Source organism: Undibacterium sp. Di27W, assembly GCF_049340345.1.
GTDB lineage: Bacteria > Pseudomonadota > Gammaproteobacteria > Burkholderiales > Burkholderiaceae_D > Undibacterium.
This window is the reverse complement of the sequence record NZ_JBMPOS010000019.1, coordinates 1-25,206: the sequence shown is the minus strand read 5'-3', so window position 1 is coordinate 25,206 and position 25,206 is coordinate 1. Positions and strand designations below refer to the sequence as shown.

Below are 25,206 nucleotides of genomic sequence, written 5' to 3'. Positions count from 1 at the left end.
AAGACGGTGCGTTATAACGCACCCTACATATGCCAAAATCAAACTGGGATACCTCTGCTATCCCAGCACCTCCGCACAAAAACCGTGTACATTAACAGGCTATTCCTTATTGCCCCTACTCTCTTGCAGGAACCTGCCATGTTCATCAAAAAGACGCTCTCACTTTGCATCGCTCTCTCCCTGTCCAATAGCCTGTTTGCTGCCACAGCCCAAGCGCAAAGCCTGTCGCCAACTGAACAGCAAATCGTCGCCGCTGTGCAGGCGCGTTCTGAGGCAGCCTTGCAATTACTGGAGCGCAGCGTCAATATCAATAGTGGCACGCTCAATCATGCGGGTGTACGCGAAGTTGGCAAGTTATTCAGCAATGAACTTGAGGGCCTGGGTTTCAAGACCAGCTGGTCTGAGATGCCCGCTGCCATGAACCGGGCCGGGCATTTGCTGGCCGAGCGTGAAGGCAAACAGGGTAAGCGGGTGCTGATGATAGGCCATCTCGATACCGTCTTTGAAAAAGACAGCCCCGTGCAATTGTGGGACAGGAAAGGCAATCGCGTGCGCGGCCAGGGTGTCAATGACATGAAGGGCGGCGATGTCATCATGATAGAAGCCCTGCGCGCCCTGCATGCCGTGGGCGCACTCGACAATACCCGCATACAAGTCATCTTCAGTGGTGATGAAGAAAGCGCAGGCCACCCCACCGCCACGTCCCGCGCCGACCTCGTCAATGCAGCCAAACGCAGCGATGTGGCGCTGGCCTTTGAGGGCACGGCACTCGACAGCCAGGGCAATGCCACAGGCACCGTGGGCCGCCGCGCCTCTGGCGGTTTTGTGCTGGAAGTGAAAGCCAAACAGGGCCATTCTGCCGCGGTATTTGGCCACAATGGCTACGGCGCGATTTATGAAACAGCACGCATACTGAATAGCTTTCGCGAACAATTGATAGAGCCCGACCTCACCTTCAACCCCGGCAATATCATAGGCGGCACCGAGATCAGCTACGACAGCCAGACCGGCAAGGGCACGGCATTCGGCAAGACCAATGTCATCGCCCCCAGCGCCGAGGTGCATGGCGATTTGCGCTACCTCAGCACAGAGCAGGGCCAGCGCGCCAGAGAGCGTATGAAAGACATCGTCAGCAAAAGCTTGCCCGGCACCAGCGCCACCATCCGCTTCTCAGAAAACTACCCACCCATGTCGCCCACACCCGGCAACCTGGCCTTGCTCGATGTGTATTCCAAAGCCAGCCATGACGCCGGCCTGGGCGAGATCAAGGCTTTCCCGCCGGGTGAACGCGGCGCTGGCGACATACAATTCGTCGCACCGTATGTAGACAGCCTGGATGGCCTGGGCGCTACCGGCAGAGGTGCGCACTCACCGGATGAAGACCTGGATATTTCTTCGATACAGAAAGCGACGCTCAGGACGGCGATTTATTTGTATAGGTTGACGAGGTGAGAAATAAAATTCGCGACGCTACAAATAGCAACCAATGAAAATTCAAAGCACATGTCGCACTACAAAAATTTTTGCCTGGCCAACTGGGAATTCCCAGGCCGTAGGTACGATTAGCGCAAGCGTAATCGTACGCATGGTCAGCGACAAGCCCCCCATGCAGCTTGATAACCCTGGACATGTGATGAGATAGAATCTGACATGCATCACGCTCACATCGCAATGGGGCAGGCGGGCAAGTGGATTGCTTGAGACGACTTGCAATTTGAGGCATCGCATGCGTACGATTACGCTGCGCTAATCGTACCTACAAGAGCTGCTTCGAAAGGATAGCAAAATCTACGGAACTTGAATCTGGGAAAAAGTATTTTGTTGACGCGCATGGAACTTGGCTGACCGAATCTGAGTGCAACCAACTTGGCTCACGTATTTCATTTGATGAGATTCGCTGGGACACTGATCTAGCTCCCCTTTTCGCGTCCAGATAAAACCTGTTAATGATATTCATGATTCTCCTCACAGGGCCGTATGCACTAATTGTACCTACGCGGGGTAATACAATAAATTTAGGAAATAAGTCATGCAATTGAACATCAGTTTGGTTTCTGATTTTCACTATACAAGTGAGATTCGTAAATTCCCTATCAATATAGAAATTACTAGCGATGATCCGGTGGATATATGTTATCCAGTTCATGTAACGGGAGCAGTGCTCACAAAATTGGACAATTCAGAACTATGGTTTGGATACGCCATGCAAGTTACGCCGGCAAAAAGGAACGTAATTACGCTGACCTCAGCGATACCGTTGCGTATGCAAGCTGATGTTTTTGAGCACGATGATGATTTTGGCGACTTGATCCCGGGAGAGTATCTTTGTGAAATTAAGGTTTCAGTAGTAACAATAGTTGATGATAAAGCCTGTGCAGGTGACCTTCGAGAAAGCTTTACAATTATGCTGACATGATTTTGACAGCTTGCTGCTAGCGACTACCCTGGTCAGTGTTTAGGACTGTAGGTACGATTAGCGCAAGCGTAATCGTACGCATGATCAGCAGCCAACTCCCATACTGCCTGACAATCCCTGGCCTAGTGATGAGATAAAGCCTGGCATGCAACATGCTCACATCGCAATGGGGCAGGCGGGCAAGTGGATTGCTTGAGATGACTTGTAATTTGAGGCATCGCATGCGTACGATTACGCTGCGCTAATCGTACCTACGAGAGCTAGGAAACTATTAATTCAAGAAGACCACACTGCCCAGTACCAGCATCACCATGACAAGCAAACCCCAGGCGACAAATTTATTTGAATTTTTGGTCGCAGTTTTTTTATGCTGTTCAATAACCAGCGGCCACAGCAATATGTAGTCAGCAATAGATTTATTGTCGCTTTTTAAGATGCGAAAAAACAGGAAAGCTATCCCGGTCAGTAACAAGAGAAACCCTGTCACATGATAAGCATAGGGATTATTTGCCAGCCAGGATAAAAGTGTGTCCATAAAATTTTACAGGGTACGTTGCAACCCAATGAACGTACCGCTCTCTTTTCATTTTCCTGATGAATAGTTTTTTGATGCTGACGTGGTGCGTTATAACGCACCCTACAGAATGATCCGCAACCTGCATCATCCACAAATCACTCCGCACTACGCGCACTACGAAATTGCAAGCTTAGCACAAGCGGCACTGCGATCGCATACACCACCACGACGCTGAGCCAGATCGCGCCTGGCCATTGTGATCGCAGGAGGAAGTAAAGTGTCGAGAATGTCAGCGGACCGATGATGGAGGCCAGGCTGACGGCGGATGCCAGCACGCCCTGGAATTGCCCCTGCCTGCCGTCATCGACCATGCGGCTTGCGAGGGACTGCAAGGCCGGTATGCCGACGCCGCCCATGACAAAGATAGGCATGATGGCAAACACCATCCAGCCCTGCGTGGCAAAAGCCATGACGACCAGGGCTATGCAGGTGCCTGCCAGGCCGGTCAGTATGGTGCCGCGCTCGCCCAGCAACTTGACGGCGGGGCCGGGTAAAAAGGCTTGCGCCAAGGCCTGGCACAGGCCATAGGTGCCGAGCGAGAGGCCTATCCACAAGCCATTCCAGCGAAACACGTCATTGCCCCAGAGTGCCCAGCAAGTGCCATACACTTCACCCGTCATGCTGAGGACGAAGAAGATGATGGTGACGGGGATGAGCTTCTTCATGGCGAATATCCAGCGCATGGGCAGCAGCGGGTTAAGCGCCGCCAGGTCCAGCTTTTCGCGGCTAGGTGTGCGTGATTCTGGCAAGACGAAGTATGCCATCAGCAGGTTGGCCGCATTCAAGATCGCTGCGGCGATGAAAGGCAGGCGCAGCCAATAGTCACCCAGCACGCCACCAAGAATGGGGCCGATAATGAAGCCAGCACCAAACACTGCATTGAACAGGCCAAAGCGACGTGCCCGCTGCTGTTCTGGCGAAATGTCGGTGATATAGGCCATGGCCACCGACATATTGGCGCTGGTCAGCCCGGCTATGGCGCGGCCCAGCATTAACATCCAGAGTTGTGGCGCGAAGGCCATGACGAGGTAATTGATGGCCGCGCCAGCCAGCGAGATCAGCAGCACCGGGCGGCGGCCCAGCCTGTCACTCAATGCGCCCAGCACCGGTGCGAAGATGAATTGCATGATCGCATACAGTGCGGTCATGATGCCTATATAGGGCGCGACATTGTCGCCATGTATCACCTCTGCCAGCAGGCGCGGCAGGATGGGGAAGATCAGGCCTATGCCGACCGCATCGAGGCCAATGGCAGCGAAGATGACGCCCAGGGCGCGGCTCCCGCCCGCCTGGCTATGCGGCTGGCCTGTACTAGTTAATGTAGTCATAAAATCAGTCTTTCTTAATATATACTCAATATAAACATATACTGAGTACATTTAATATATGCTATGATTCCTTCCATGTCAAATCCCACTGATCTCCGCACCCGCAAACGCCTGGCCATGCGCCAGGGCATCTCTGACGCTGCCACCCGCTTATTCCAGGAGCGCGGCTTTGATCATGTGACGGTGGATGAGATAGCAGCTGCGGCTGACGTGGGGCGCATGACGGTGTTCAATCACTTCCCCCGCAAAGAAGACATGTTCTTTGACCGCGATGAAGAAGCACGCGAGATGCTGCGTGCAAGCTTGCGCCAGCGTGACCCAGCCATTTCCCCGATCGAAACCCTGCGCCTGCTGGCGCATAAACTGGTGGCGGAAGAAAGCCCCTATGTCAGGTTTGCCTCTGCAGCCAGGGGCTATATCTCGCCTGGCAGCCAGGGCTTCATAGAAACCATAGAAGGCAGCGCCAGCCTGAAGGCACGTGCCAGGGCCATACGCGATGAGATCACACAAGTCGTGGCAGAAGCCATGGCCGCATCCGTCAGGCGCGAAGCTGGCGACACCGATGCAGCATTGGCAGCGGGCCTGTTATTGGCGACATGGACAGTGGCGCTGATCCAGGCTCACCAGTGTTTCCGGCAAAAGCAGGATGCAGCAGAAGCAAAGGCGGTTTTTTTGGCAATAGTGGATAAGGGCAGCCTGGGGATCAAGGCGGCGATGGCGGGGACGGTTTACGCCTGAGTTCAAGCGCATGAATACCGGAATCTCATTTTGCTGTGATGTAGCCTGCCTCCATACTCCTGAAAGTACTCACTATTGCTGACAACGGCATTTGCGCAGATGGATCCCAGCCTGCGCTGGGATGACCTGAATGTGTATTGCAATGCTTTAAACTTCATTGCTTCGATACGGTTATAAGGGCGATATTTTCTTTCTGAAACCGTACCCCGTAGGATGCGTTATAACGCACCACCCGGATGCTCGCTGACAGATATCCTCTCTTTTACAAACCCTCTGTCATACTCGTATTTGCATGCCCGGCATGCAAAATTTCTTCATTTTCCCCAACTCACATGCGGTGCGTTATAACGCACCCTACACGATGTGTCAGGCTTATCCCGAGGATTCAATAAAACAAATAAGTGAATTTGAAAAACAGATTCAAATAACAAAACCAATACACAAACATAGAAAATAAATTATTCCTGTTTCTTTTGCGAGCAACAGTATATGCAAGCATGACGACACCAAAAATTGCGCCTGCAATGAAAAAAATGCGCAATGCTTCATTTGAAGTAAGGAAACTGCTTATGCTAGTGATCATCATGCTCATTTCAAAAAAAACATCCTTGCACGACACCGAGGTCATATCGGCAAAGAGAGATTTATATGGATCCCAGCCTGCGCCGGGATGACCTGAATACGTATCGCCAAACTTTAAACGCAGCAGCTTCGATATGTTTGCTGACTAGGCGTTGCCGTATCCTGTAGGGTGCGTTATAACGCACCGCATGGATGCTCGCTGACAAGTACCGTTCTTTACAAACCCTCTGTCATACACGCATTTGCATGTCCGGCATGCAAAATTTCTTCATTTCTCCCAGGTCATATGCGGTGCGTTATAACGCACCCTACATGAGGTGTCAGGTTTATCCTGCGAGGGATAATGCCTTACGCTGCATTTGCGTCTATGAACCATCACCACATACTACAAATACGGCGAAATATTTTTCATCGTGCGGACGACATACTCTTCCTTTTCCCCCACAGGCGCCACATAATCTATGGCACTGATTGCGGCCTCTGTGCCCGCCAGGCGGGCGATGACCCAGGCGGCCAGGTATTGTGATGCCAGGCAGCCGCCAGCCGTGGCGAGATTGCCCTTGGCGAAGAAAGCTTGATTAAGGACATCGACGCCTGCCGCCACAACCCAGGGCTTGGTCGTCACGTCAGTACAGGCTGGCACGCCATCCAGCAAACCCAGCTTGGCCAGGATCAGTGCGCCAGAGCATTGGGCCGCCAATAATTGGCGCGCCGGATCAAACTGCAATTGCGCCATCAGTTCAGCATCTTCCACTACCTCTCGCGTGCGCGAGCCACTGCCGACGATAACGGCATCAGCCGTGCAGGCTTCTTGCAATGAAATCTGTGCCTCCATCAGCAAGCCATTCATGGAACGTACTTGCGCAGTCGGGCTGGCAATGGAAACGCGCCAGCCTGGTGTCTTGATGCGATTCAGGATGCCGAGTGCGATCAGTGAATCAAGTTCATTGAAGCCTTCAAAACTGACTATGGCGATATGCATGTGTGTGTCTTTTCAGATAAGGGATCGGGCAGTTTTCACCCTGAGTGTGGCAATACTTTAACACGGTAGATAATGGCTATAAATATGCCGTAGAGTGTGCCATGCGCACCAATACGCATGGCGTTCAACAACGCTGGTGCGCGTCGCATCCTGCAGGCTGAGTATATGAATGGGCCATTTGGTTCAAACCATCATCTTCCATTATTTTTTTGCCCCTTCTCTTTCCGCCACTCTTTCTCACAATCCGCATAATTTGCAAACTCATAGCTGACGCCGACTTCGCCGCGGTTGATGGCGTGGGCCTGGGCGAAGACGATGATGTTGAGGATGTTGTCGGGCAGTTCGCGTTCGGTCTTGCCATTGGCCCACAGGTAGCCGTAACTGACTGAGCCTTCCTTGAGGCCAACCATCCAGAATTGCGGGCGGCGGCTGTAGATGTCGGTTTTGACTTTGTCTTTCTTGAGACTGGGTTTGCCATATTGCTGTTCCAGCGCCAGCGCGATACGGTCGGCGGCGACTTTGATCTGCTCACCTGTGCCGCTGACGGCGGTGATGCTACGCGATGCACCGAGCTTGCAGATGCCGCTGATGGGGGCCGTGACGGCGAAGTAATCGCTGAAATCTGCCAGCGGCGCAGGTGGCTGGCCTTCGAACAGATGTTTGGCTTTGGCGGATTTGACGAAGCCCAGTTTGTTGATGAGTTCTGTTTCGCTGATGGCCATGGCGAGGCCGAAGGGGCCGGTGTAAGTGCTGGTTGCGGTGAGTGCTGGTGTCGCTGGTGCGTCAATAAGGGCGGCACTACCGCTATTGGCGGCATTGCTCTGCGCCATTGCAGCAGCGCCAGCAGATGCCTGAGGTGTTTGCACTGCGACCTGGTTCACGCCTGGCTTGCAGGCGGTGGCGCTCAACAATAGGGCGACCATGCAGTAGCGATGGCGTATGAAGTGTTTCTGCATGGGCTAGGCTGTAAGGGATGGCAAATCAATTTTGTCCGGGTCGCGGCAATTTAATGATATCCAGATAAAAATTGCAATGGCTTTCATGTTGAAGTTTTACAGATAGTCAAAACTCTGGGATATAGTGCCTGCTGTTGCAAACCATACACCATAACTCATGACGCGCTTGCTTATCTCCAGCATTCTCCTGCTTCAACTCTGCCAGACTGCGATAGCCGCAGAGGACTCAGCTACTACCGCCCCCACTGAAGAGCCTCAGTCAGTCGCCGTGAATGGTATCAAGAATCCTGAATTGCGCTCTTACCGTAATATGCTGGCCGGGCTGGATATGTTCGAGAGCAAGCACCAACTGGCCCCGGCTGCGGATAATTTGCGCTTTGTGCTTAAACCGCGGCATGCGGCTACCTCGCTGGCAGGTTTGAGCTTGCGCATCGCCACAGACGATCTATCCATCCCGGTGCCGCTTGCTGCGGATGGCAGTTTTATCCTGCCACGCGACCAGGCGGCTGCTGATGGCGATGCTGAATTACTGCTCAATCGCAGCCGTGGTGAATTCAGCGGCATGCCACGCGTGGACAGTGCTAACGTGCCGGCAAATATGCGCCGCCTTGGCGATGTGCGCCTGGAATGCCAGGTCGCCATTGCGATCGCCAAGAAAGAATTCAATGTCTTCCTGCGTGCTGCTGCCGCCGTGGCCTTGGGTGGCACGGACTGGTGCCTGTCATCAAGGGTCAGCTATGGCACGTATACGCCTTTCGCCTCTGACAGCGTGACCCTGATATCGGGCGACAAGCGTACCGTGTTCACGAACGGCCATCGCCTGAAGTATGTGGTGTTGCCGCTTGCTGACCGCAACTGGCCGGACGACACCCTGGTTGAATTCCAGCCATCGCCAGCCACCAGCATGGCCCATTACACCGCCCAGCCTATCTACCTGAGCGGCAGCATGAACAAATGGGATACCTCATTACCCTTGACGCAGATTGATGCCAGCAATTTTAGCGTAGATGTGGTTTTACCCAAGGGCATCAGCAAGTTCAAGATAGTATCGAAAGATTTCAAGATGCTTGACCTCGGTATCGCCGACAGCAGGGCCAATGAAACCAGGGGCAATTTCCTCATCAACACAGGCAAGGCCCTGGCATGGGCAGGCAAGGATATTTGGTTTGAACCGCCGCAGGCGGGCAAGTATCGCGTTGTCCTGGATGTGGCTGATCCAGATGTGCCTGTGTTGACGATTTCGGCACGGGAGTAGAGGGGATATAGCTTGTGAACATTGTAGCTTGGGCCGGGCCTCGCTAGGCCGGGCCTGGCGAGGCCCGGCCCAAGCTACGAAAACCGGGTATTCGTTGCAAGCGATATCCGGCATAGCAAAGCACACGGCACAAATACGATGGATTCCTGCCTGCGCAGGAATGACGATTTTGAAGGTATGCAAATATGCGGGCGATGCGGTTTGTATGAACTTGTTTTTGTGGACTTGTTTTTGTGAACTTCTTTGTGTGAACTTGTTTTTATGAGCTTTACTGAGTGTTTGAGAAGTATCAGTCAAGCGATCTATTTTCTGAGCAAGCTCTATCAATCACCTCTATCCTTTGCAACGTCGCTCCAGCGCAGGCTGGAGCCTAGTGGCGTTGGTTGACGAACTAAAAAACTTCGCAAATCTGGATACTCGCCGCAAGCAGCATAAGGTATCTCAAAGTTCCCGGCGCAAATAGGCGGGCGTACGGTTTGCATGGCCCAGCTCGTCGCTAGGCCGGGCCTCGCCAGACCGGGCCTCATCAGCCCAACACTGGGCCTCTGCAAACGGATACGTCATTTAAACGCCCAGTGTTGGGCTGATGAAGCGTAGCCCAACCTACGATATTCACACCCTGTCCAGCGGCAATCTCGTCATCAAAAAATCCAGCAAGGCGGCCACTCTTGGTGGTATTGCTTCCTGTTTATAGAACACTGCCCAGACTGGCTGCATCCAGGGCAGGCTGATGTCAGCCAGCACGGGTTTGAGCCTGCCGTGGGCACGGTCGGCCATGGTGAGAAAGTCAGACAGGCAAACGATGCCCGCGCCCTGCACTGCCAGGTGGCGCAGGGTTTCGCCGTTGCTGGCGCTGACGACGGGGTCTATGGTGTAGCCTTCATTCTCTGCGCCATCTTTGGCAGTATCTGATTTGGGCAGCGGCCAGGTATTCAAACTGGCGGGGGCGGTGAAGCCCAGTAATCTGTGCTGAGCCAGGTCAGCCATGGTGTGTGGTTCACCATGGCGTGCCAGGTAATGCGGTGCGGCCACCAGGCGGATGCGGCTGCTACCCAGGCGGCGTGCGTGCAGGCTGGAGTCCGTCAACTGGCCTATGCGTATCGCCAGGTCTGCCCGCTCTTCGATGAGATCAACAAAGGTTTCGCCACTGACCAGTTCCAGCCTGATGAGGGGGTAGGCATCCAGAAAATCTGCCACCAGCGGGGCCAGCAAGTGATCCAGCGTGGGGGTGGCGGCATTTACCCGCACCAGGCCGGATGGTTGCGACAGGCGTGCTGTCAGTTGTTCTTCGGTGTCATCAATATCGCAGAGTATCTTCCTGGTCCTTTGTAGTAGCCAGTGGCCTTCCTCGGTGATTTCCAGCTTGCGAGTGGTGCGCGTCATCAGGGTCATACCCAGTTGCGCTTCCAGACGGGAAATGCTACGGCTGATGCCGGATGGGGTCTGTCCCAGGCGCTCGGCGGCGGCTGAAAACGAACCGGTATCGGCCACCGCGACGAGCGACTTCATGGTTTCCAGACTTAGCATTGTTGATTCCCAGTCATAAGTTAAGTGTAGCTTAAGCTATTTTTCTTATGCTTGCATGGGTTCAGACTGGCATCTCGTTCACATTTACATCGAACTTACGCAAAATTGTCCCAGCAAGGCGTCAGCGACGAAGACAGTACTTTAGTACGGCTAGGAGCTGCAACGCAGCTGGGGCGGTTTTGCGTAAGTTCAAACCAGGAGTTATTTCATGCCACTTGCCCTGTGGGCGCTGACACTCAGCGCCTTTGCCATCGGTACGACAGAATTTGTAATTGTCGGCCTTATCCCCACCATCGCCAGCAGCCTGGCGGTGTCTGTGCCTTCTGCCGGTTTGCTGGTCAGCCTGTATGCATTGGGTGTTGCTGTCGGCGCGCCAGTGTTGACGGCGCTGACTGGCAAGCTGCCACGCAAGCAATTGCTGCTGGGCCTGATGGCCTTGTTCACAATCGGTAACCTGGTGGCCTGGATGGCACCCAACTATGCCTCGCTGATGGCGGCGCGGGTACTGACTGGTCTGGCGCATGGAGTATTTTTTTCCATAGGTTCTACCATCGCCACTGGCCTGGTGGCCAAGGACAAAGCGGCGAGTGCGATTGCACTGATGTTCAGCGGCCTGACGGTGGCGCTGGTGACGGGTGTGCCGCTCGGCACCTTCATCGGTCAGCATCTGGGCTGGCAGTCTACCTTTCTGGCGGTGTCGGCACTGGGTGTGATTGCTTTTATCGGCTGTGCGATCCTAATCCCCTCGACGATTGCCAGCAGCAAGCCTGCCTCTTTATTGACGCAAATGGCGGTGCTGAAAAAACCACGCCTGTTGCTGGTGTATGCAATGACGGCGCTGGGTTATGGCGGCAGTTTTATCGCCTTCACCTACCTCGCGCCTGTACTGCAAGACATCAGCGGCTTTAGCGCCAATGCGGTGGGCCTGGTGATGCTGGTGTATGGTGTCTCGGTAACCTTTGGAAATATCTGGGGCGGCAAACTGGCCGATAAAAAAGGCCCGGTCGCGGCATTGCAAATCGTCTTTGCTCTATTGGCCCTGGTCTTGCTGGTGCTGACTTTTACTGCACACAATAAATGGCTGGCCTTGCTGACCGTATTGGCCTGGGGTGCAGTGGCATTTGGCAATGTGCCGGGTTTGCAGGTGTATGTGGTGCAGCGTGCTGAGCAGGATGCACCGCAAGCCGTGGACGTGGCATCAGGCTTGAATATCGCGGCCTTTAATGTAGGCATTGCGGTGGGTGCCTGGGCCGGTGGCCTCATCGTCAGCCATCTGGGTTTGATGCATACACCGTGGATAGGTGCGCTGGTGGTAATCGGTGCCTGGGGCTTGACGACGCTGGCGGGGCGGCTGGACAAGGCAGATGGGATTTCCTTTGTGCCTGGGCAGGCAAGGGTGGTTGCCATGCATTGAGCGTGTTAAGAGAAGCGTCGATTTTTACTCCGCAGGATAGGCCGTGTAGGTTGGGTCTGGCCCGTAGGTTGAGCCGGGCCTCGCCAGGCTTCGTAGGTTGGGCTACGGGGTATCAGCCCAACACTCGGCCTCTGCAAACGTATACGTCATTTAACCGCCCAGTGTTGGGCTGATGAAGCGTAGCCCAACCTACAAACTGTGCATTGAGCGTGGCCAGGGAAGCGTCCGCCTTTACTCCGCGGGAGCTGTTGGACTGGGTGCAGTTTGGGCCGGGTCCGTAGGTTGGGCTACGGGGTATCAGCCCAACACTCGGCCTCTGCAAACGTTTACGTCATTTAAACGCCCAGTGTTGGGCTGATGAAGCGTAGCCCAACCTACGGACCACTACGCGCGCCGGACAGAATGATGTGCGCATAAAAAAACTTGGTAGAATGCGCCTTTCTTTCCAATGCAAGAGCAGGCGGGCAAACTTATCCAGCTCTTCCAATGCAAGCAATCTCTATCCAAGCACTTTGATGAACATCTCCAAACTATCTCTCGCTCTCTTATTTTCGCTGGCCAGTCAGTTACCGACTAGCAGCCTGGCGGCCAGCCCTGTCACCCTGATCGCGCCAAAACAAGTTGTTGCTGGCAAAACCCAGGGAGAATGGTCCAGCGCCTGGTGGCAATGGGCGCACTCATTTGATGGCGAAGACAATAGTCCAGTGGCAGATAAAAGCGGGGACTATTGCCATTTGAAACAGCAAGGCCCGGTCTGGTTTTTGACTGGCACGTATAGTACGCAAAGAACCATCAGGACTTGCACCGTCCCAAAGGATAAATACCTGTACTTTCCTCTGATTAATTACATGGTCAATTCACATATACCAGGCAAAATCAGTTGCCAGGGCGTCACCGAAGCTGTCAGGGAAAGCATAGATGGCATCCATATGCTGATACTGGAAGTTGATGGCGTGCGCGCCACCAAACTTGAAGCACACAGACAGGTCAGCCCTGGCTGCTTTGACGCAGGTGCATTGACCGGCGGCCGCGTCAAACTCGATCCCGCTGCTGCCGATGGCTACTATGTCATGCTCAAACCTTTGAGCCCGGGCAAGCATACGATCAACTTTGGCGGGCGTGGCAATGATATGTCGCAAGCGGTGACGTATACATTGATTGTTGAATAAAGACCGTTCAACCAAACTTCTTGCAGGAGCGGCTTTAGCCGCGAACAGTAAGCACCGTATTCGCGGCTGAAGCCGCTCCTACATTCATGCCATGTATCACCCGCCCGACCGAAAAAATTACCCTGGCAAAGAATGCATATAGCTTCGTAGGTTGGGCCGGGCCTCGCCAGGCTTCGTAGGTTGGGCCGGGCCTCGCTAGGCTACGGGGTATCAGACCAACACTGGGCCTCTGCAAACGTGTACGTCATTTGAGCGCACTGCTTCGTAGGTTGCAACACTCGGCGTTTAAATGAGACGTCCGTTCGTTGAGGCCCAGTGTTGGGCTGGTAAGGCGTAGCCCAACCTACGGCCCTGAAGCTGCTCCTACATTCATGCCATGCATCACCCGCCCGCAAAAATTACCCTGGCAAAGAAATGCATATAGTTTCTTTTCTTTCATATTAGTTTTCGCAAAGACAAGTCCATCACTTGAACGCATTCAAAGGCGCTCAGCAAACCCTGATTGACGCCGCAATTTTTCTTTGTTAGGATCGCGCCATATCACTGGAAACAGTGACGTAAGCGTTTACGTTAGCCAACGCGCAAACAAATTTGTCATGCATTTGCAAGCAGATTTGTCGCGCCATGGATAATGTATATGCGATTACTATCACAGCTGGTATCTCTACTACCACGATTACCACTCTGGCTTTGTGCCTCTCTCCGCATTTTTACGAATGCGCCTCTTGCCACTGCTGTTGGCCTCTTCCTTTGTTTTTTTGTCGGCTTTGCTGATGGTGTACTCATGCCTTTTTTTGCCTTGTGGGCAGAAAAAGAGGCAGGCATTTCTGCCAGCCATATAGGCTTGCTGCTGGCTTGCTATTCTGGCGGCGAGTTGCTGGCTACGCCTCTGGTGGGCGGCATTGCCGACCGTGTCGGACGTCGCCCGGTCTTGCTGATCTCCACTGCGGGCGTGGGGATGGGCTTTGCCATGCTCTACTTTACCCACGGTGTATGGGCATCTGCCCTGGTGCTGGTGTTGATAGGCGCGTTTGAAAGCGTCTTGCATCCCACCATCTCTGCCGTGATTGCCGATGCCGTACCGGCTGAGCAGCACCGTTATTATTTTTCCATCGCACGCGTCATGTCGAGTGCGGGCCGCGTGGCAGGCCCGGCGGTGGGCTCTGTGCTGGCGCTGTTTTCACTTGGTGCGGTGTTCCTGGGGTCTGCCCTGGCGACACTCATCAGTACGCTGATCATTGCGTTGTGGCTGCCGGAGACGCTGACAAAAAATACCGTCCCTGAAGACGAAGATGAAAGTTTGCTGGGCATCCTGCCCGCCTTCCGGGATGTGCGTCTCGCTGGTTTGCTGCTGTGGTCAATGTGCCTGCAAATATCCGCGGGCTGGCTAAGTTCAGTCTTGCCGCTGCATGCGGTCGATGCGGGCACCCTGACACCTTCGCAGATAGGTTTGCTGTTTACTTATGCGGCGGTATTGACAGTGCTGTTCCAGTTGAAGATCAGCGCTGTGCTGGCGCATGTGTCTAATTTCAAGATGGTGATTGCCAGCGGCTGCGTACTGGTGGCTGCTTTTTTGTGCCTGCTGTTTTCATCCAGCCTGGCGGCGCTGGTGCTGGGTGTGAGTTTGCTTTCGCTGTCGCAAATGCTGTTTGGCCCTTTGCTACCTACCTTGATCATGGAACTCGCACCTGCACATGCACGGGCTACTTATATGGCAGCCGCATCGGTAGCGGCAGATTTGAAAGATACCGTAGGCCCGGCGGCGGGCACAGCCCTGTATGCAGTTGCCGTACGCCTGCCGTGGATGGTGGGGATACCGGTTGCGATGTGCGCCACGCTGGCGCTGGCGTTTAATGTCAGGCGGTGTGGGCGAAGAAAAACTATGTAGGTTGGCAAGACCTGTAGGTTGGGCTACGCCTCATCAGCCCAACACTCGGCCTTTGCAAACGTATACGTCATTTAAACGCCCAGTGTTGGGCTGGTAAAGCGTAGCCCAACCTACAGATCAGCCCAACCTACGCACTTTGCCCAACCTACATCCTGACACAACCACAATCATCAACTAACACGAGCTACGGCTCACAAAATAAAAACCATCATGACCACAAACACTAAACACCACATAGAACGCCTGCACTGGGAAAAACGCCGTAGAACCCTGCGCGTCATCGACGTCACACGCTTGACACCGCATATGCAGCGCATCACTTTCCAGTCAGATGAGCTGCATGACTTTAGCAGCCTCGCGCATGATGACCACGTCAAGATCTTGCTACCCATTGCGGGTGAAGCAGACAGCTTTGTTACACGCGAATATACGCCGCGATATTTCGACACACAGACAGGCACCCTGGTGCTGGACTTTGCGTTGCACCAGCACGGGCCAGCCCATGCATGGGCGATGCAGGCAAAAACAGGCGACATGCTGATTGTCAGCGGGCCGGGCAAATCAATGGTCGTGGCCGATGACTTTGACTGGTATCTGTTCATAGGCGATGCCACTGCCCTGCCTGCCATCACACGGCGCCTTGAGCAATTGCGCGCAGGGGCACAGGTCACCAGCATCATCATGCTTGCTGATGCTGCAGATAAACAGACTTGCGTAACAGCCGCCAGCTGGCAGGCGCATTGGCTGTTACGTGACAGCGACGCAGTCAGTGATGAACAGGCTTTGCTGACAGCCGCCGCTGCATATCAATTCCCGCCTGGTGATGGCTATATCTGGATTGCCGCTGAAAAACAGGCTGCGCGCGCATTGCGTACCTATATGGTGGAACAGCGCGGACAGCCAGAGGCATGGATAAAATCATCGAGTTACTGGACGCGTGAAGAGGTGTAAATTGCGTTGCGAAAATGCTGGTCAGGTCCTGTTTTTGGCTCATCAATTGTAAGTTTTCTGTAACAGGGAAATCAATTTGTTTCTTACAAATTTGTCATAAACCAGGGAGCGGTAATACCACTTTCTTTTACAGGTCAATTTTGTGTATTACAAATTTAAATTTGATATTTTCTGGCCATTTTTTGTCAGCGGCATATCTTGGTCTGCAGATGGTTTGCACAAGTGGTATTACCACGGGCATTGCCATAAAAATGGAAAAGTTTCCATTTTTTGCAGATCAAATTTATCAGCCAGCACTGGAATGCTTTTCAAACTGACCAATTCTGTCAGTCCCACTGACAAAATTTGAGATGGACCACGCCCCAATTCAGGGCAGATACACGCCCGCTTACACGGCCTTGCAAGCTGCCTGGCATTTGGATACTGTCAGGCCACAAACAATAAATAGTCAACACAGACCCGTTTTACCTGATTCTCTTTTGTGAATGCCTGGTACAGACCAGGCTTCACTGACGCATCCACAAAAATGCAGCTTACCGTTATCAATGAGTATCGATGGATGTCGTGTACCCACACATCTACTTATCCATATGCACCAACGTAAAAAACCAGGAGTTCATACGTGAAAAAAATATCCAACCGCATGACGGCCATCTGCCTGGCCTCATCGCTACTTTGTCTGCAACTGGCAGGCTGTGGTGGTTCCAGCACTGCTGATTCCGGCAGTACTAACCCCACCGCCAGCCCCATGGCCGCGCCGCCGCAAGCTGCACCTGCCGAGACTGCACTGACGCCTGTCGCTGCCACGGCCAGCTCGGTGGAACGTGGTGACCTGTCGGCAGCAGCGGCTATCGACCACAACGACAATACCCGCTGGGGCAGCGCTTTCACGGATGACCAATACCTGACGCTGGATTTTGGCAAGACAGAAAGCATCACCCGCGTGCGCATACAGTGGGAAAACGCCCATGCCACGCAATACCTGTTGCAGGTGTCTGACAATAATAGTGACTGGACCACCATCAAGACGGTAGACAATAGCCAGGGCGGCATAGAAGACCTGACAGACATGAATGGCAAGGGTCGCTACCTGCGCATGAAAGGCATCAAACGCTCTACCCAGTATGGTTATTCCATCATAGAGATACAGGCTTTCTCTGGCACGCCGGTGACACAACCAGGCACGGACCCAAGCCAACCCAGCCAGCCTAGCAATCCGGGAACGATAGATTTGAGCAAGCCTGGCGTGGCCGTCAAGCCTGTTGCCGCGACTTCATCCGCAGTAGAAAACCAGGCCATGTCAGCCGCCATGGCGATTGATGGCAAAGCCAATACCCGCTGGGGCAGCACGGCAGAAGACGGTGCCTGGATACAGTTTGACTTTGGCAGCAAGACACCCGTCGGCTATATGAAACTGACATGGGAAAACGCCTATGGCAAGGAATACGCCCTGCGCGTATCCGACGATGGCCAGACCTGGACGCAGCTGCGCTATGTCAGCAATGGCAAGGGCGGCACAGAAGAATTCTTTAACCTGGGTGCGAATGCCCGCTACCTGCGTCTGCAAGGCGTGGCCCGCGCTACCCAGTATGGTTACTCCTTGTTTGAAGTGGAATTCAAGTCACCGGGCAGCGACAATACCTTGCCAGATGCGACTACGTCTGCTTTAAAATTCCCTGCCAGTGGTAGCGGCTGGGCACCCTTGCCTGCCGCCGCAGAACCATTGGAAAGCCTGCAATTCACCTTGGCTGATGGCACCCTGGTGACGCGCTTTGGCGCACGCGGCCTGGCACGCCATGGCCGTGAACGTGGTGAAGAATGGAATGAAATCGGCTATGGCCCGAACGAGACTGTAGACCCGGTGACGGGCTTGCCTGTCGATAAAGGCCCGGGCAATTACCTGACCTTTGTGCCGCAATATTTCAAGAACCGCACCTGGGGTTTTGAGATCATCGACAATAGCCGCGTGGCAGGCGTGACCAAGCCTGTGCTGACCGTCAACCAATATAACACCGTAGACTTTTTGCCGGGTGGCGTGGCCTTCTTCCGTGGTTTTGATCGCGTCGGCGTCACTGGCTATGGCTGGATGAATCCGGGTGAACTGGTGGACCGCAATGTCGCCATCTGCAAACCCGTGCCCTACCCTGCCAATAACAAGCTTAACACGCCTGATGGTGTGAATGGTGCCTGCACCTTGCGCGTGAAGGATTATCCTGGACATAGCGACCTGGATGCGAATGGTTTCCCGAATGGCAAAAATATCCCCGCACGCCCACTGGTGGCAGGTGACATCATCGAAGTATCGCCATCGATGTTCTCCACGCCCGATGGCATGGCTGCCAAGGGGGATAGCGGCGGCGTGCGTTATTACTCGTCTGAATGGATATATGTGGTCGGCGCTGGCCTCAAGCCATGGTATGGCGTGCAGCCGCGCCTGAACTCGGTGCCTTTGCCGGATGAGACTTTGTCGGGCGGCCAGGGTTCAGTCTCTTACAATTATTCTGACAATGGTCTGTTCATGTTCCAGCAGCCGCACAATAATGCGGGTATGCAAAACATACAGCGCTTTGTGGAGGGCCGTCGTCTGGTGCATACCAATTTCACCACCGGTGACCATAATGAGAATGGCAATGACCGCTACCTGCAGGCCGTGGGTTTGCAGGGGCCGCGCTTCAACCAGTCTGCCTGTATTGCCTGCCACGTCAATAATGGCCGCAGCCCTGCACCTGTCGCCATCAACCAGCGCCTCGACAGCATGTCAGTGCGGGTAGCTGCCATCAATGCCGCGGGCCAGCAATTGCCACATCCGCAATATGGCACCGTAGTACAGATGAATGCCTTTTCGACCAGCGGTGTGCCGCAAAACTGGGGCACCAATGTCAACGTCGCCGGATTTGAAACCCGTACCACCAAACTGGCCGATGGCAGCAATGTTGAGTTGCGCAAACCTACGCTGGCATTTGAAGGTGCAGTACCAACTGTATATTCGCTGCGCGCTGCCCAACCCATGATAGGCATGGGCTTGCTCGAAGCCGTGCCTGAAGCTGACATCCTGGCACGTACCCGCACTACCCCAGATGCCGATGGTGTGCTTGGTCTGGCCAACTATGTGTATGAGCCAGAAACCGGTGCAGTACGGGTAGGCCGCTTTGGCTGGAAGGCATCCAAGGCCACCCTGCGTCACCAGGCTGCTGCTGCGCTGTTGCAAGACATGGCTGTCACTTCACCAAGCTACCCTAACCGCAGCTGCACGACAGACCCGGCTGGCTGCGCCACCGCACCTGCGCAAAAAGGGATCTCGGAAACTGACCTGCAAGCCATCACCCGCTACCTCGGTCTGGTGGCCGTGCCTGCACAACGCAGCATTGCCAGTGGTTTCCCCAAAGGTGTCGCACCTATGGATGAGCATGTCGTCAACCCGCAGCAAGTCAGTGCCGGTGCCAAGTTGTTCCAGAGCATGCGTTGTTCAGCATGTCACACGGTAGAGATGAAAACTGGTAACGGCCATCTGCTGGCAGAATTGCGCAACCAGACCATCAAGCCCTACACAGACTTGCTGCTGCATGACATGGGCACAGGTCTGGCCGACAAGCTGGTAGAAGGCCAGGCCCAGGGCAATATGTGGCGTACCTCGCCGCTGTGGGGCATAGGCTATACCGACAAAGTCATGGGCAATAACAGCAAGGTCGGCTACCTGCACGATGGCCGCGCCCGCAACCTGACCGAAGCCATACTCTGGCACGCAGGCGAAGCAGATAAATCCCGCCAGCGTTTTGAGAATTTGTCCAAGGCTGATAGGGATGCGTTGCTGGCTTTCTTGAAGTCTTTGTAATTGACTGGGGAAACTCTGATGCAGTCCTGTGTCTGACAGTGCAGGCATCTACACATCAGAGTTTCCTTGCCCCATCCCGTAGGAGCGGCTTCAGCCGCGAATATCACACCGTACCGGCCAGGCGCACGCTCGCGGCTAAAGCCATTCCTGCCACGTCTCATGACGACCAATAAAATCAACACGAGGTATTCATCAGTGAAAAAAATATTACCAGGCCGGATAAGGGCCATTTGCCTGAGCTCGTCCCTATTAAGCTTATGTCTGGCCGGTTGCGGTTCTGGCAGCAACTCGAATGACAGTAACCAGAACAAGCAGGCAGCACCACCGCCCATGGCGGCCGCAGTAGCAACATCGCTGGGTGCAGCCGATCTGCAATCCCTCGCTGACGCATCACGCCTCATGCACCAGGCCACGTTCGGGCCTACGCTGGCGGGTATCGCCGACATACAACAACTCGGTGCCCGGCAATGGATCATGAAGCAGTTTACGCTGGTGCCTACGCAATACACCGTTGGCAACGAGTTCATTGACAAGGTCGCTGGCGGCTGTGCAGGCGGTAGCAATTTTGATGAACACTATACGGCAGAGCACTGTGGCCGCGACAATATGACCAGCGACCCGCTGGTCTGGGAATTTTATCGTCAGGCCATCAATGCCGATGACCAGTTGCGTGGCCGTGTCGCACTGGCGCTGTCAGAAATACTGGTAGGCATGGGAGAAGATTCTGATCACACCTATGGCTTGCGCATTCATCAGCAAATCTTTCGTGACCAGGCATTTGGCAATTATTTTGACATCCTGCGGGCTTTTTCACTGAGCCCGGTGACGGGTGACTTTATCAACTCGGTCAACAATGACGGGGTTGATCCAAACCAGAATTATGGCCGTGAATTTTTGCAACTGTTTTCAGTTGGCCCCTGTCTATTGAATCATGATGGCAGTTTGCAGCAAAACAAATGCAAGCAAACCTATACCGAAGAAATCGCCCTGAATTATGCCTATGCATTCTCAGGCATGACTTATCCTGCTGGCGGTTATTCACGTTACACGATACGCAATCCCAATTCCTGGAACAACTCTTACTATGGCGGCCCGATGATTTTCATCGACGCCAAACATGATGACCCAGCAGCGATTGCGCGTGGCGACAAGCGCTTGCTGGTCTCCGACATGACGATACCGGCATCGCGCAATGCCAAACAGGCTTTTGATGCGGCCTTGCAAGCGGTGCAGAGCCACCCCAATGTCAGCCCCTTCATCAGCAAGCAATTGATACAGCGGCTGGTGACCAGCAACCCCAAGCCGTCCTATGTCAGCCGGGTAGCCGATGCATTTGACAGCGGCAAATTTGGTGATATTGGCGCTGGCAAACGCGGTGATATGCGGGCCGTCATCGCCGCCATTTTGCTGGACCCGGAAGCACGCGACCCTGCCAGTACAGCAGACCCGTCTTTTGGCAAGCTCAAAGAACCCATCATGTTCATGACATCGCTATTGCGTGCGCTGCCCGGTTCTGTTACCGATGGCCGCCAGATGGGGCGGCATAGTGTGGGTGAAGACCTGGGGCAACTGGTGTTTGATTCACCCACCGTGTTTAACTTCTTTAAACCGGATGCACCACTGCCTGGTTCCAATCCCAATAATCTGGTCGGGCCTGAGTTTGAAATCAATGGCTCCAACGAACTCATTTCGCGCGCCAATTTTGATAACTACCTGATCTTCAGCCAATACAATGAAGGCGAAGGCATCTTGCCAAATTGCGATACCGGTTTAAAACGCAAAGACGGCAATTGCCCGCTCGCTGCCGATGGTCAACCGCGCTACAACTCGCCGTGGGACCTGGGTACCAGGCTGGAATATAAAAACCTGGTAACCCAGGCAGCAGATGCAAACAGCCTGGTGCGCTGGATGAATGCGGCCTTTGCTGCTGGCAGCTTGCCTGAGGCAGATATCAAAACCATCGTCGATGCCATCAGCAAATGGACGCCGGCCAGCGATACGGCCAACAACGGCAAGCTGGTAAAAACCTATAAGAGCGATTATTTAACCGAGCGTGTGAAGCTGGCTCTGTATCTGATCCGCAAGTCTGGATACTATCAAATTCAACGCTAAGGACTTCCCCATGAATCGCAGAAAATTTTTAAGAAGCGGGATCGCCTCGACTGCTGCCTCAGTCGCTTCCATCGCCACTGGCGTCTCGGTATTTTCATATACAGACGCCAATGCACAAAGCGCTGACTACAAGGCACTCATCTACGTCTATATGGTGGGTGGCAATGACGGTTTCAATTGCTTTGCCCCTCTGGATGAAGCCATCTACAAGATCTATAACCAGTCCCGCAATGGTCTTGCCCTGCGTCGCAATGACAGTGACAAAGGCATCGCTGGCGAGAATGGTTTATTGCGCCCACTGGATGGCCCTGAACGCCTGGGCATGCACCCGGCCATGGCCGCGCTGCAAGAATTTTGGACCGACAAGAGCATGGCCATCATTGCCAATGTAGGCCCGCTGGTCAGGCCCATCACCAAGGCCGAGTATGCAGGCCTGGTCAGGGACGGTGACACCAGCCAGATACCCAGCCAGTTATTCGATCATGGCGGACAGCAAAACTGCTGGCACAATGCCATGGGTGACCCCAAGGTACAAAGCGGCTGGGGCGGCCGTGCATTGCAAAATGCAGGCATGGGTAAATCCTATTCCTTTGCCGGTGACAAGCGCTGGGGGCAAGCACCGCGAGTTGCGCAATTACGCCTCTCAGGTACGGCGCTGACGTATAACGACAATGCCATCAAACAAGCCGGTGTGGCGACGACCTCGCGACTTGACCTGATCAAGATGCTGGTCGGATCAGCGACAGGCAGCGCCTCTGAATTTGTCAGGGCATGGGGTGAACAGGAGAAGGGCACGATAGACGTCAATGAAACCATCAGCCCACTGTTTTCTGGAGCCATACCTGGTGAAATAACGACAGGTTTCAGCCAGGCCAGGGATGTGGAATTTGTCAGGCATCTCAGGCGTGCCGCCACGATTATCAGCGCCCGCTCAAAACTGGGCGGCGTGCGCGATATCATTTGCGTAGGCACGGGTGACTTTGATATGCATTCCAACCAGTTACAAAGACACCCGATTTTATTGCGCGATATGTCAGAAGCTTTGGCAGGCTTTACCAAGACCATGCGCCTGATGGGCTTGTCTGACAAGGTAACGGTTATGACCGCATCTGACTTTGGCCGCTCACTCAAACCCAACAGCAGCGATGGCACCGACCACGCCTGGGGTAATTGCCAACTGGTGCTGGGAGGCGCAGTCCGCGGACAAAAATCCTACGGCACCTGGCCCGACTATACCCTCGGCGGCCCCGACGATAAAGGCAGCGGGCCAAATGCGAAGGGCCAGTTCATCCCCACCACCTCGGTCAATCAATACGCAGCCACCGTGCTGGACTGGTTTTTACCCAACAGCCAGTTAGCCAGTACATTGCCCGACCTTGCCAATTTTACGGTGAAGAATCTGGGGTTCATGAAGCCAGCGTAATGATGTAATTACCAGACCTGGGGAAGCTCTGATGTAGTCATGTGCTTTATGCTTGCTTGAATACTCAGAGTTTCCTGGCATCACCCTGCAGGAGCGGCTGAAGCCGCGAATATTAAAACAATCGAAATGAATGACACGGCCCGCTATTCGCGGCTAAAGCCGCTCCTGCAAGCTCAAGCAAGCGCCCCGCTGCACGCCTGACAAGACTACTGTATAGTTTTCCTCACATTGAATGAAGAGAATTTCTGAGGGGAAATGTATGACTGGTCTGGCTGGAAAAACCGCAGTAATCACAGGCGCAGGACGCGGCCTGGGTGCAGCACTTGCCATCTCACTGGCAGAGGCAGGCTGCAAAGTGATTTTGTGTGGCCGCAATCCTGCACAGCTTGCTGATACTGCCAGCACCATACAAAACCTGGGACACGATAATCCGCTATGTGTAGCAACTGATCTGGCCGATGTACACAGCGTGCAGGCTGCCGTTGATACCATCATCAAATCGCACACCCACATCGACCTGCTCATCAACAACGGCACCATGTGGCTGCAGGCCAGCGATGAGCCCTATACACCTGCACAGGTACTGGGTGTCATCAATTCTGCCGTCACTGGTACCTTCCTGCTGACTCAGGGCTTGCTACCGCTGCTGAGATTATCAAGTGGTGCAGACATCCTCACCATAGGTTCCATCAGCGGCTTGCCCAACGCCCGTATGCAAAGCGTGTCCGTCCCTTTCTACGCCGCCAAACACGCCCAGGCTGGCCTGGCAGATGGCTTCAAGCAAATGCTGGCAGGCACACCCATACGCTCCATCAGCGTACATCCACCTTATCTTGATGATGTCACACCACAGCAGCCAGAATGGGATGCCGTGCAAGACCGCAAGAAAGGCGAGCGTGCAACCAGCAAGGACGTGGTGGATGCAGTGCTGTTCGCACTGACACGGCCACGGCATATTACTTTGTCGGTGATACTGGATGCGGATGAGGGTGGGGTGTTTGGGTGAGGTTGAAAGGCAGGGATGTAGGTACGATTAGCGCAGCGTAATCGTACGCATGCTGCCTGTTCCAGCCTGCTTTTGCACCATGGCTGCTTTGCGATTTTCAGTCAGCAATAATCATGTTCATGTTGAGATAGACTAGCAATGACCAAGCGATCTACTTGAGGTATTTTCCTTTTCTTTGGACACGGTTGTGTACGATTACGCTGCGCTAATCATACCTACGCGAGCTACACCGGCTACAATGTGATTTACTTAATCTAGTATCAGAAAAATTTCCGTCATGACTGACAGCCTATTCCTTTTTTCCCCAACAAGCCCATGGTTTCCGGTGGTGTTTGTCCCGTTTATGTTCAGCATTTTGGTGTCCCTGTCATTTCTTGGTGGATGGGCCAGCCTGGCTACACATTTTCGGGCGACACAGGCGGCGACCGGTGAACGTTTTCGCTTTGCCTCAGGCTCCATGGGTTCCAGGTTTTTCCCGGTCAGCTATGGTAGCTGCCTGTTTGTGTCTGTCAATGAACAGGGCCTGCATTTGTCCGTGTTTTTTCTTTTCCGTCTGTTTAGTCCGCCGCTATTCCTGCCTTGGTCACAAATAGAAGCCATCGAGAAGAAGCGCTATTTTTTTCGTAACGCTACCGTTATCAGCATGCGTGGCCAGTGGCCAAGAATCATGCTGCTCGGTGCTGCTGCCGAGGCAGTTGCAAATGCATATGCAAAGGCTGAGGGACGTAGGTACGATTAGATTCTATGGTTCCCGTCAAGTTTTTATCGAGATGAGATCAGAATTAAAATCAACGCCGTTCTTGAACAGGCTAAAAGCAACTCGCAATATTTTACGTGCGATGATCATGATAGCGGCCGTTGAGGGCCAGCCAAGTTGCCGGTAATGTTGATACAAGGGTGCCCATACCTTTGATTTTGCAGCTGCCATACCAGCGTTAAATAGCAAGCGGCGCCCTTCAGCAGGGCCTCGCTTGGATAACCTCCTGCGGCCACGTTTTTGACCAGAGTCACACGGACGTGGATCCATACCGACAAATGCAACGACGGCAT

Annotated in this window: 20 protein-coding genes; 14 read left to right on the top strand and 6 right to left on the bottom strand. The window is 53.9% G+C overall.

The annotated features are described in order from the left end of the window. Window positions 1-138 precede the first annotated feature (138 nt). Window positions 139-1,452 (top strand): M20/M25/M40 family metallo-hydrolase, encoded by a 1,314-nt coding sequence (locus tag ACO0LF_RS27720; protein ID WP_423020017.1) that lies wholly within the window; start codon window positions 139-141, stop codon window positions 1,450-1,452. 577 nt (window positions 1,453-2,029) lie between these two features. Further along, a complete protein-coding gene (locus ACO0LF_RS27715; protein ID WP_423020015.1) occupies window positions 2,030-2,416 on the top strand; it encodes a hypothetical protein in 387 nt (128 codons plus the stop codon). A 271-nt stretch (window positions 2,417-2,687) separates the two neighbouring features. On the opposite strand, the gene ACO0LF_RS27710 is transcribed toward ACO0LF_RS27715, so the two are convergent. Both ACO0LF_RS27710 and ACO0LF_RS27705 read right to left on the bottom strand, forming a co-directional pair. Next, on the bottom strand, window positions 2,688-2,951 hold the full coding sequence (locus ACO0LF_RS27710) for a hypothetical protein (protein ID WP_423020013.1): 264 nt from the start codon (window positions 2,949-2,951) through the stop codon (window positions 2,688-2,690). 137 nt (window positions 2,952-3,088) lie between these two features. After that, window positions 3,089-4,321, bottom strand: a complete 1,233-nt coding sequence (locus ACO0LF_RS27705; RefSeq protein WP_423020011.1) for a TCR/Tet family MFS transporter — start codon at window positions 4,319-4,321, stop codon at window positions 3,089-3,091. A 75-nt stretch (window positions 4,322-4,396) separates the two neighbouring features. Between ACO0LF_RS27705 and ACO0LF_RS27700 the strand changes: the two genes are divergently transcribed. After that, window positions 4,397-5,059 carry a TetR/AcrR family transcriptional regulator gene (locus ACO0LF_RS27700; RefSeq protein ID WP_423020009.1) on the top strand — a complete coding sequence of 221 codons (663 nt, stop codon included), beginning with the start codon at window positions 4,397-4,399 and terminating at the stop codon, window positions 5,057-5,059. A 497-nt stretch (window positions 5,060-5,556) separates the two neighbouring features. Further along, complete coding sequence (locus ACO0LF_RS27695; RefSeq protein WP_423020007.1) at window positions 5,557-5,733, top strand: hypothetical protein; 177 nt, start codon at window positions 5,557-5,559, stop codon at window positions 5,731-5,733. A gap of 293 nt (window positions 5,734-6,026) precedes the next feature. Here the strand turns inward: ACO0LF_RS27695 and ACO0LF_RS27690 are convergent, their stop codons facing one another. After that, window positions 6,027-6,623 (bottom strand): DJ-1/PfpI family protein, encoded by a 597-nt coding sequence (locus ACO0LF_RS27690; protein WP_423020005.1) that lies wholly within the window; start codon window positions 6,621-6,623, stop codon window positions 6,027-6,029. A 191-nt stretch (window positions 6,624-6,814) separates the two neighbouring features. Further along, window positions 6,815-7,579 (bottom strand): hypothetical protein, encoded by a 765-nt coding sequence (locus ACO0LF_RS27685; protein WP_423020003.1) that lies wholly within the window; start codon window positions 7,577-7,579, stop codon window positions 6,815-6,817. 157 nt (window positions 7,580-7,736) lie between these two features. Between ACO0LF_RS27685 and ACO0LF_RS27680 the strand changes: the two genes are divergently transcribed. After that, on the top strand, window positions 7,737-8,834 hold the full coding sequence (locus tag ACO0LF_RS27680; protein WP_423020001.1) for a hypothetical protein: 1,098 nt from the start codon (window positions 7,737-7,739) through the stop codon (window positions 8,832-8,834). Window positions 8,835-9,446: 612 nt separating this feature from the next. Here the strand turns inward: ACO0LF_RS27680 and ACO0LF_RS27675 are convergent. Continuing rightward, window positions 9,447-10,343: a LysR family transcriptional regulator gene (locus ACO0LF_RS27675; protein WP_423019999.1), complete on the bottom strand. Its 897-nt coding sequence runs from the start codon at window positions 10,341-10,343 to the stop codon at window positions 9,447-9,449. Between the two features lie 226 nt (window positions 10,344-10,569). Between ACO0LF_RS27675 and ACO0LF_RS27670 the strand changes: the two genes are divergently transcribed. The 9 genes from ACO0LF_RS27670 (at window position 10,570) to ACO0LF_RS27630 (ending at window position 24,895) form a co-directional block, all read left to right on the top strand. After that, window positions 10,570-11,775, top strand: coding sequence for an MFS transporter (locus tag ACO0LF_RS27670; RefSeq protein ID WP_423019997.1), 1,206 nt, complete (start codon window positions 10,570-10,572; stop codon window positions 11,773-11,775). 515 nt (window positions 11,776-12,290) lie between these two features. Further along, entirely contained in the window at window positions 12,291-12,944 is a 654-nt protein-coding gene (locus ACO0LF_RS27665; protein ID WP_423019995.1) for a hypothetical protein, read from the top strand. A gap of 631 nt (window positions 12,945-13,575) precedes the next feature. Beyond that, window positions 13,576-14,832, top strand: a complete 1,257-nt coding sequence (locus ACO0LF_RS27660) for an MFS transporter (RefSeq protein ID WP_423019993.1) — start codon at window positions 13,576-13,578, stop codon at window positions 14,830-14,832. 210 nt (window positions 14,833-15,042) lie between these two features. Next, window positions 15,043-15,783: a siderophore-interacting protein gene (locus ACO0LF_RS27655; RefSeq protein WP_423019991.1), complete on the top strand. Its 741-nt coding sequence runs from the start codon at window positions 15,043-15,045 to the stop codon at window positions 15,781-15,783. Window positions 15,784-16,531: 748 nt separating this feature from the next. Beyond that, a complete protein-coding gene (locus ACO0LF_RS27650) occupies window positions 16,532-19,615 on the top strand; it encodes a di-heme oxidoredictase family protein (RefSeq protein ID WP_423020144.1) in 3,084 nt (1,027 codons plus the stop codon). 195 nt (window positions 19,616-19,810) lie between these two features. Then, window positions 19,811-21,727: a DUF1800 family protein gene (locus ACO0LF_RS27645; RefSeq protein ID WP_423019989.1), complete on the top strand. Its 1,917-nt coding sequence runs from the start codon at window positions 19,811-19,813 to the stop codon at window positions 21,725-21,727. Between the two features lie 10 nt (window positions 21,728-21,737). Then, window positions 21,738-23,150, top strand: coding sequence for a DUF1501 domain-containing protein (locus ACO0LF_RS27640; protein ID WP_423019987.1), 1,413 nt, complete (start codon window positions 21,738-21,740; stop codon window positions 23,148-23,150). A gap of 259 nt (window positions 23,151-23,409) precedes the next feature. Continuing rightward, window positions 23,410-24,156, top strand: coding sequence for an SDR family oxidoreductase (locus ACO0LF_RS27635; RefSeq protein WP_423019985.1), 747 nt, complete (start codon window positions 23,410-23,412; stop codon window positions 24,154-24,156). A gap of 343 nt (window positions 24,157-24,499) precedes the next feature. After that, complete coding sequence (locus tag ACO0LF_RS27630) at window positions 24,500-24,895, top strand: hypothetical protein (RefSeq protein ID WP_423019983.1); 396 nt, start codon at window positions 24,500-24,502, stop codon at window positions 24,893-24,895. Window positions 24,896-24,910: 15 nt separating this feature from the next. On the opposite strand, the gene ACO0LF_RS27625 is transcribed toward ACO0LF_RS27630, so the two are convergent. Next, the coding region (locus ACO0LF_RS27625) for a transposase (protein WP_423019981.1) at window positions 24,911-25,206 on the bottom strand (296 nt) is incomplete at its 5' end.

What these genes read in the sequence shown, in the direction of transcription:
- ACO0LF_RS27720 (WP_423020017.1), top strand. Translation starts at nt 139, where the DNA reads ATGTTCATCAAAAAGACGCTCTCACTTTGCATCGCTCTCTCCCTGTCC.
- ACO0LF_RS27715 (WP_423020015.1), top strand. Translation starts at nt 2,030, where the DNA reads ATGCAATTGAACATCAGTTTGGTTTCTGATTTTCACTATACAAGTGAG.
- ACO0LF_RS27710 (WP_423020013.1), bottom strand. Translation starts at nt 2,951, where the DNA reads ATGGACACACTTTTATCCTGGCTGGCAAATAATCCCTATGCTTATCAT.
- ACO0LF_RS27705 (WP_423020011.1), bottom strand. Translation starts at nt 4,321, where the DNA reads ATGACTACATTAACTAGTACAGGCCAGCCGCATAGCCAGGCGGGCGGG.
- ACO0LF_RS27700 (WP_423020009.1), top strand. Translation starts at nt 4,397, where the DNA reads ATGTCAAATCCCACTGATCTCCGCACCCGCAAACGCCTGGCCATGCGC.
- ACO0LF_RS27695 (WP_423020007.1), top strand. Translation starts at nt 5,557, where the DNA reads ATGACGACACCAAAAATTGCGCCTGCAATGAAAAAAATGCGCAATGCT.
- ACO0LF_RS27690 (WP_423020005.1), bottom strand. Translation starts at nt 6,623, where the DNA reads ATGCATATCGCCATAGTCAGTTTTGAAGGCTTCAATGAACTTGATTCA.
- ACO0LF_RS27685 (WP_423020003.1), bottom strand. Translation starts at nt 7,579, where the DNA reads ATGCAGAAACACTTCATACGCCATCGCTACTGCATGGTCGCCCTATTG.
- ACO0LF_RS27680 (WP_423020001.1), top strand. Translation starts at nt 7,737, where the DNA reads ATGACGCGCTTGCTTATCTCCAGCATTCTCCTGCTTCAACTCTGCCAG.
- ACO0LF_RS27675 (WP_423019999.1), bottom strand. Translation starts at nt 10,343, where the DNA reads ATGAAGTCGCTCGTCGCGGTGGCCGATACCGGTTCGTTTTCAGCCGCC.
- ACO0LF_RS27670 (WP_423019997.1), top strand. Translation starts at nt 10,570, where the DNA reads ATGCCACTTGCCCTGTGGGCGCTGACACTCAGCGCCTTTGCCATCGGT.
- ACO0LF_RS27665 (WP_423019995.1), top strand. Translation starts at nt 12,291, where the DNA reads ATGAACATCTCCAAACTATCTCTCGCTCTCTTATTTTCGCTGGCCAGT.
- ACO0LF_RS27660 (WP_423019993.1), top strand. Translation starts at nt 13,576, where the DNA reads ATGTATATGCGATTACTATCACAGCTGGTATCTCTACTACCACGATTA.
- ACO0LF_RS27655 (WP_423019991.1), top strand. Translation starts at nt 15,043, where the DNA reads ATGACCACAAACACTAAACACCACATAGAACGCCTGCACTGGGAAAAA.
- ACO0LF_RS27650 (WP_423020144.1), top strand. Translation starts at nt 16,532, where the DNA reads ATGGCCGCGCCGCCGCAAGCTGCACCTGCCGAGACTGCACTGACGCCT.
- ACO0LF_RS27640 (WP_423019987.1), top strand. Translation starts at nt 21,738, where the DNA reads ATGAATCGCAGAAAATTTTTAAGAAGCGGGATCGCCTCGACTGCTGCC.
- ACO0LF_RS27635 (WP_423019985.1), top strand. Translation starts at nt 23,410, where the DNA reads ATGACTGGTCTGGCTGGAAAAACCGCAGTAATCACAGGCGCAGGACGC.
- ACO0LF_RS27630 (WP_423019983.1), top strand. Translation starts at nt 24,500, where the DNA reads ATGTTCAGCATTTTGGTGTCCCTGTCATTTCTTGGTGGATGGGCCAGC.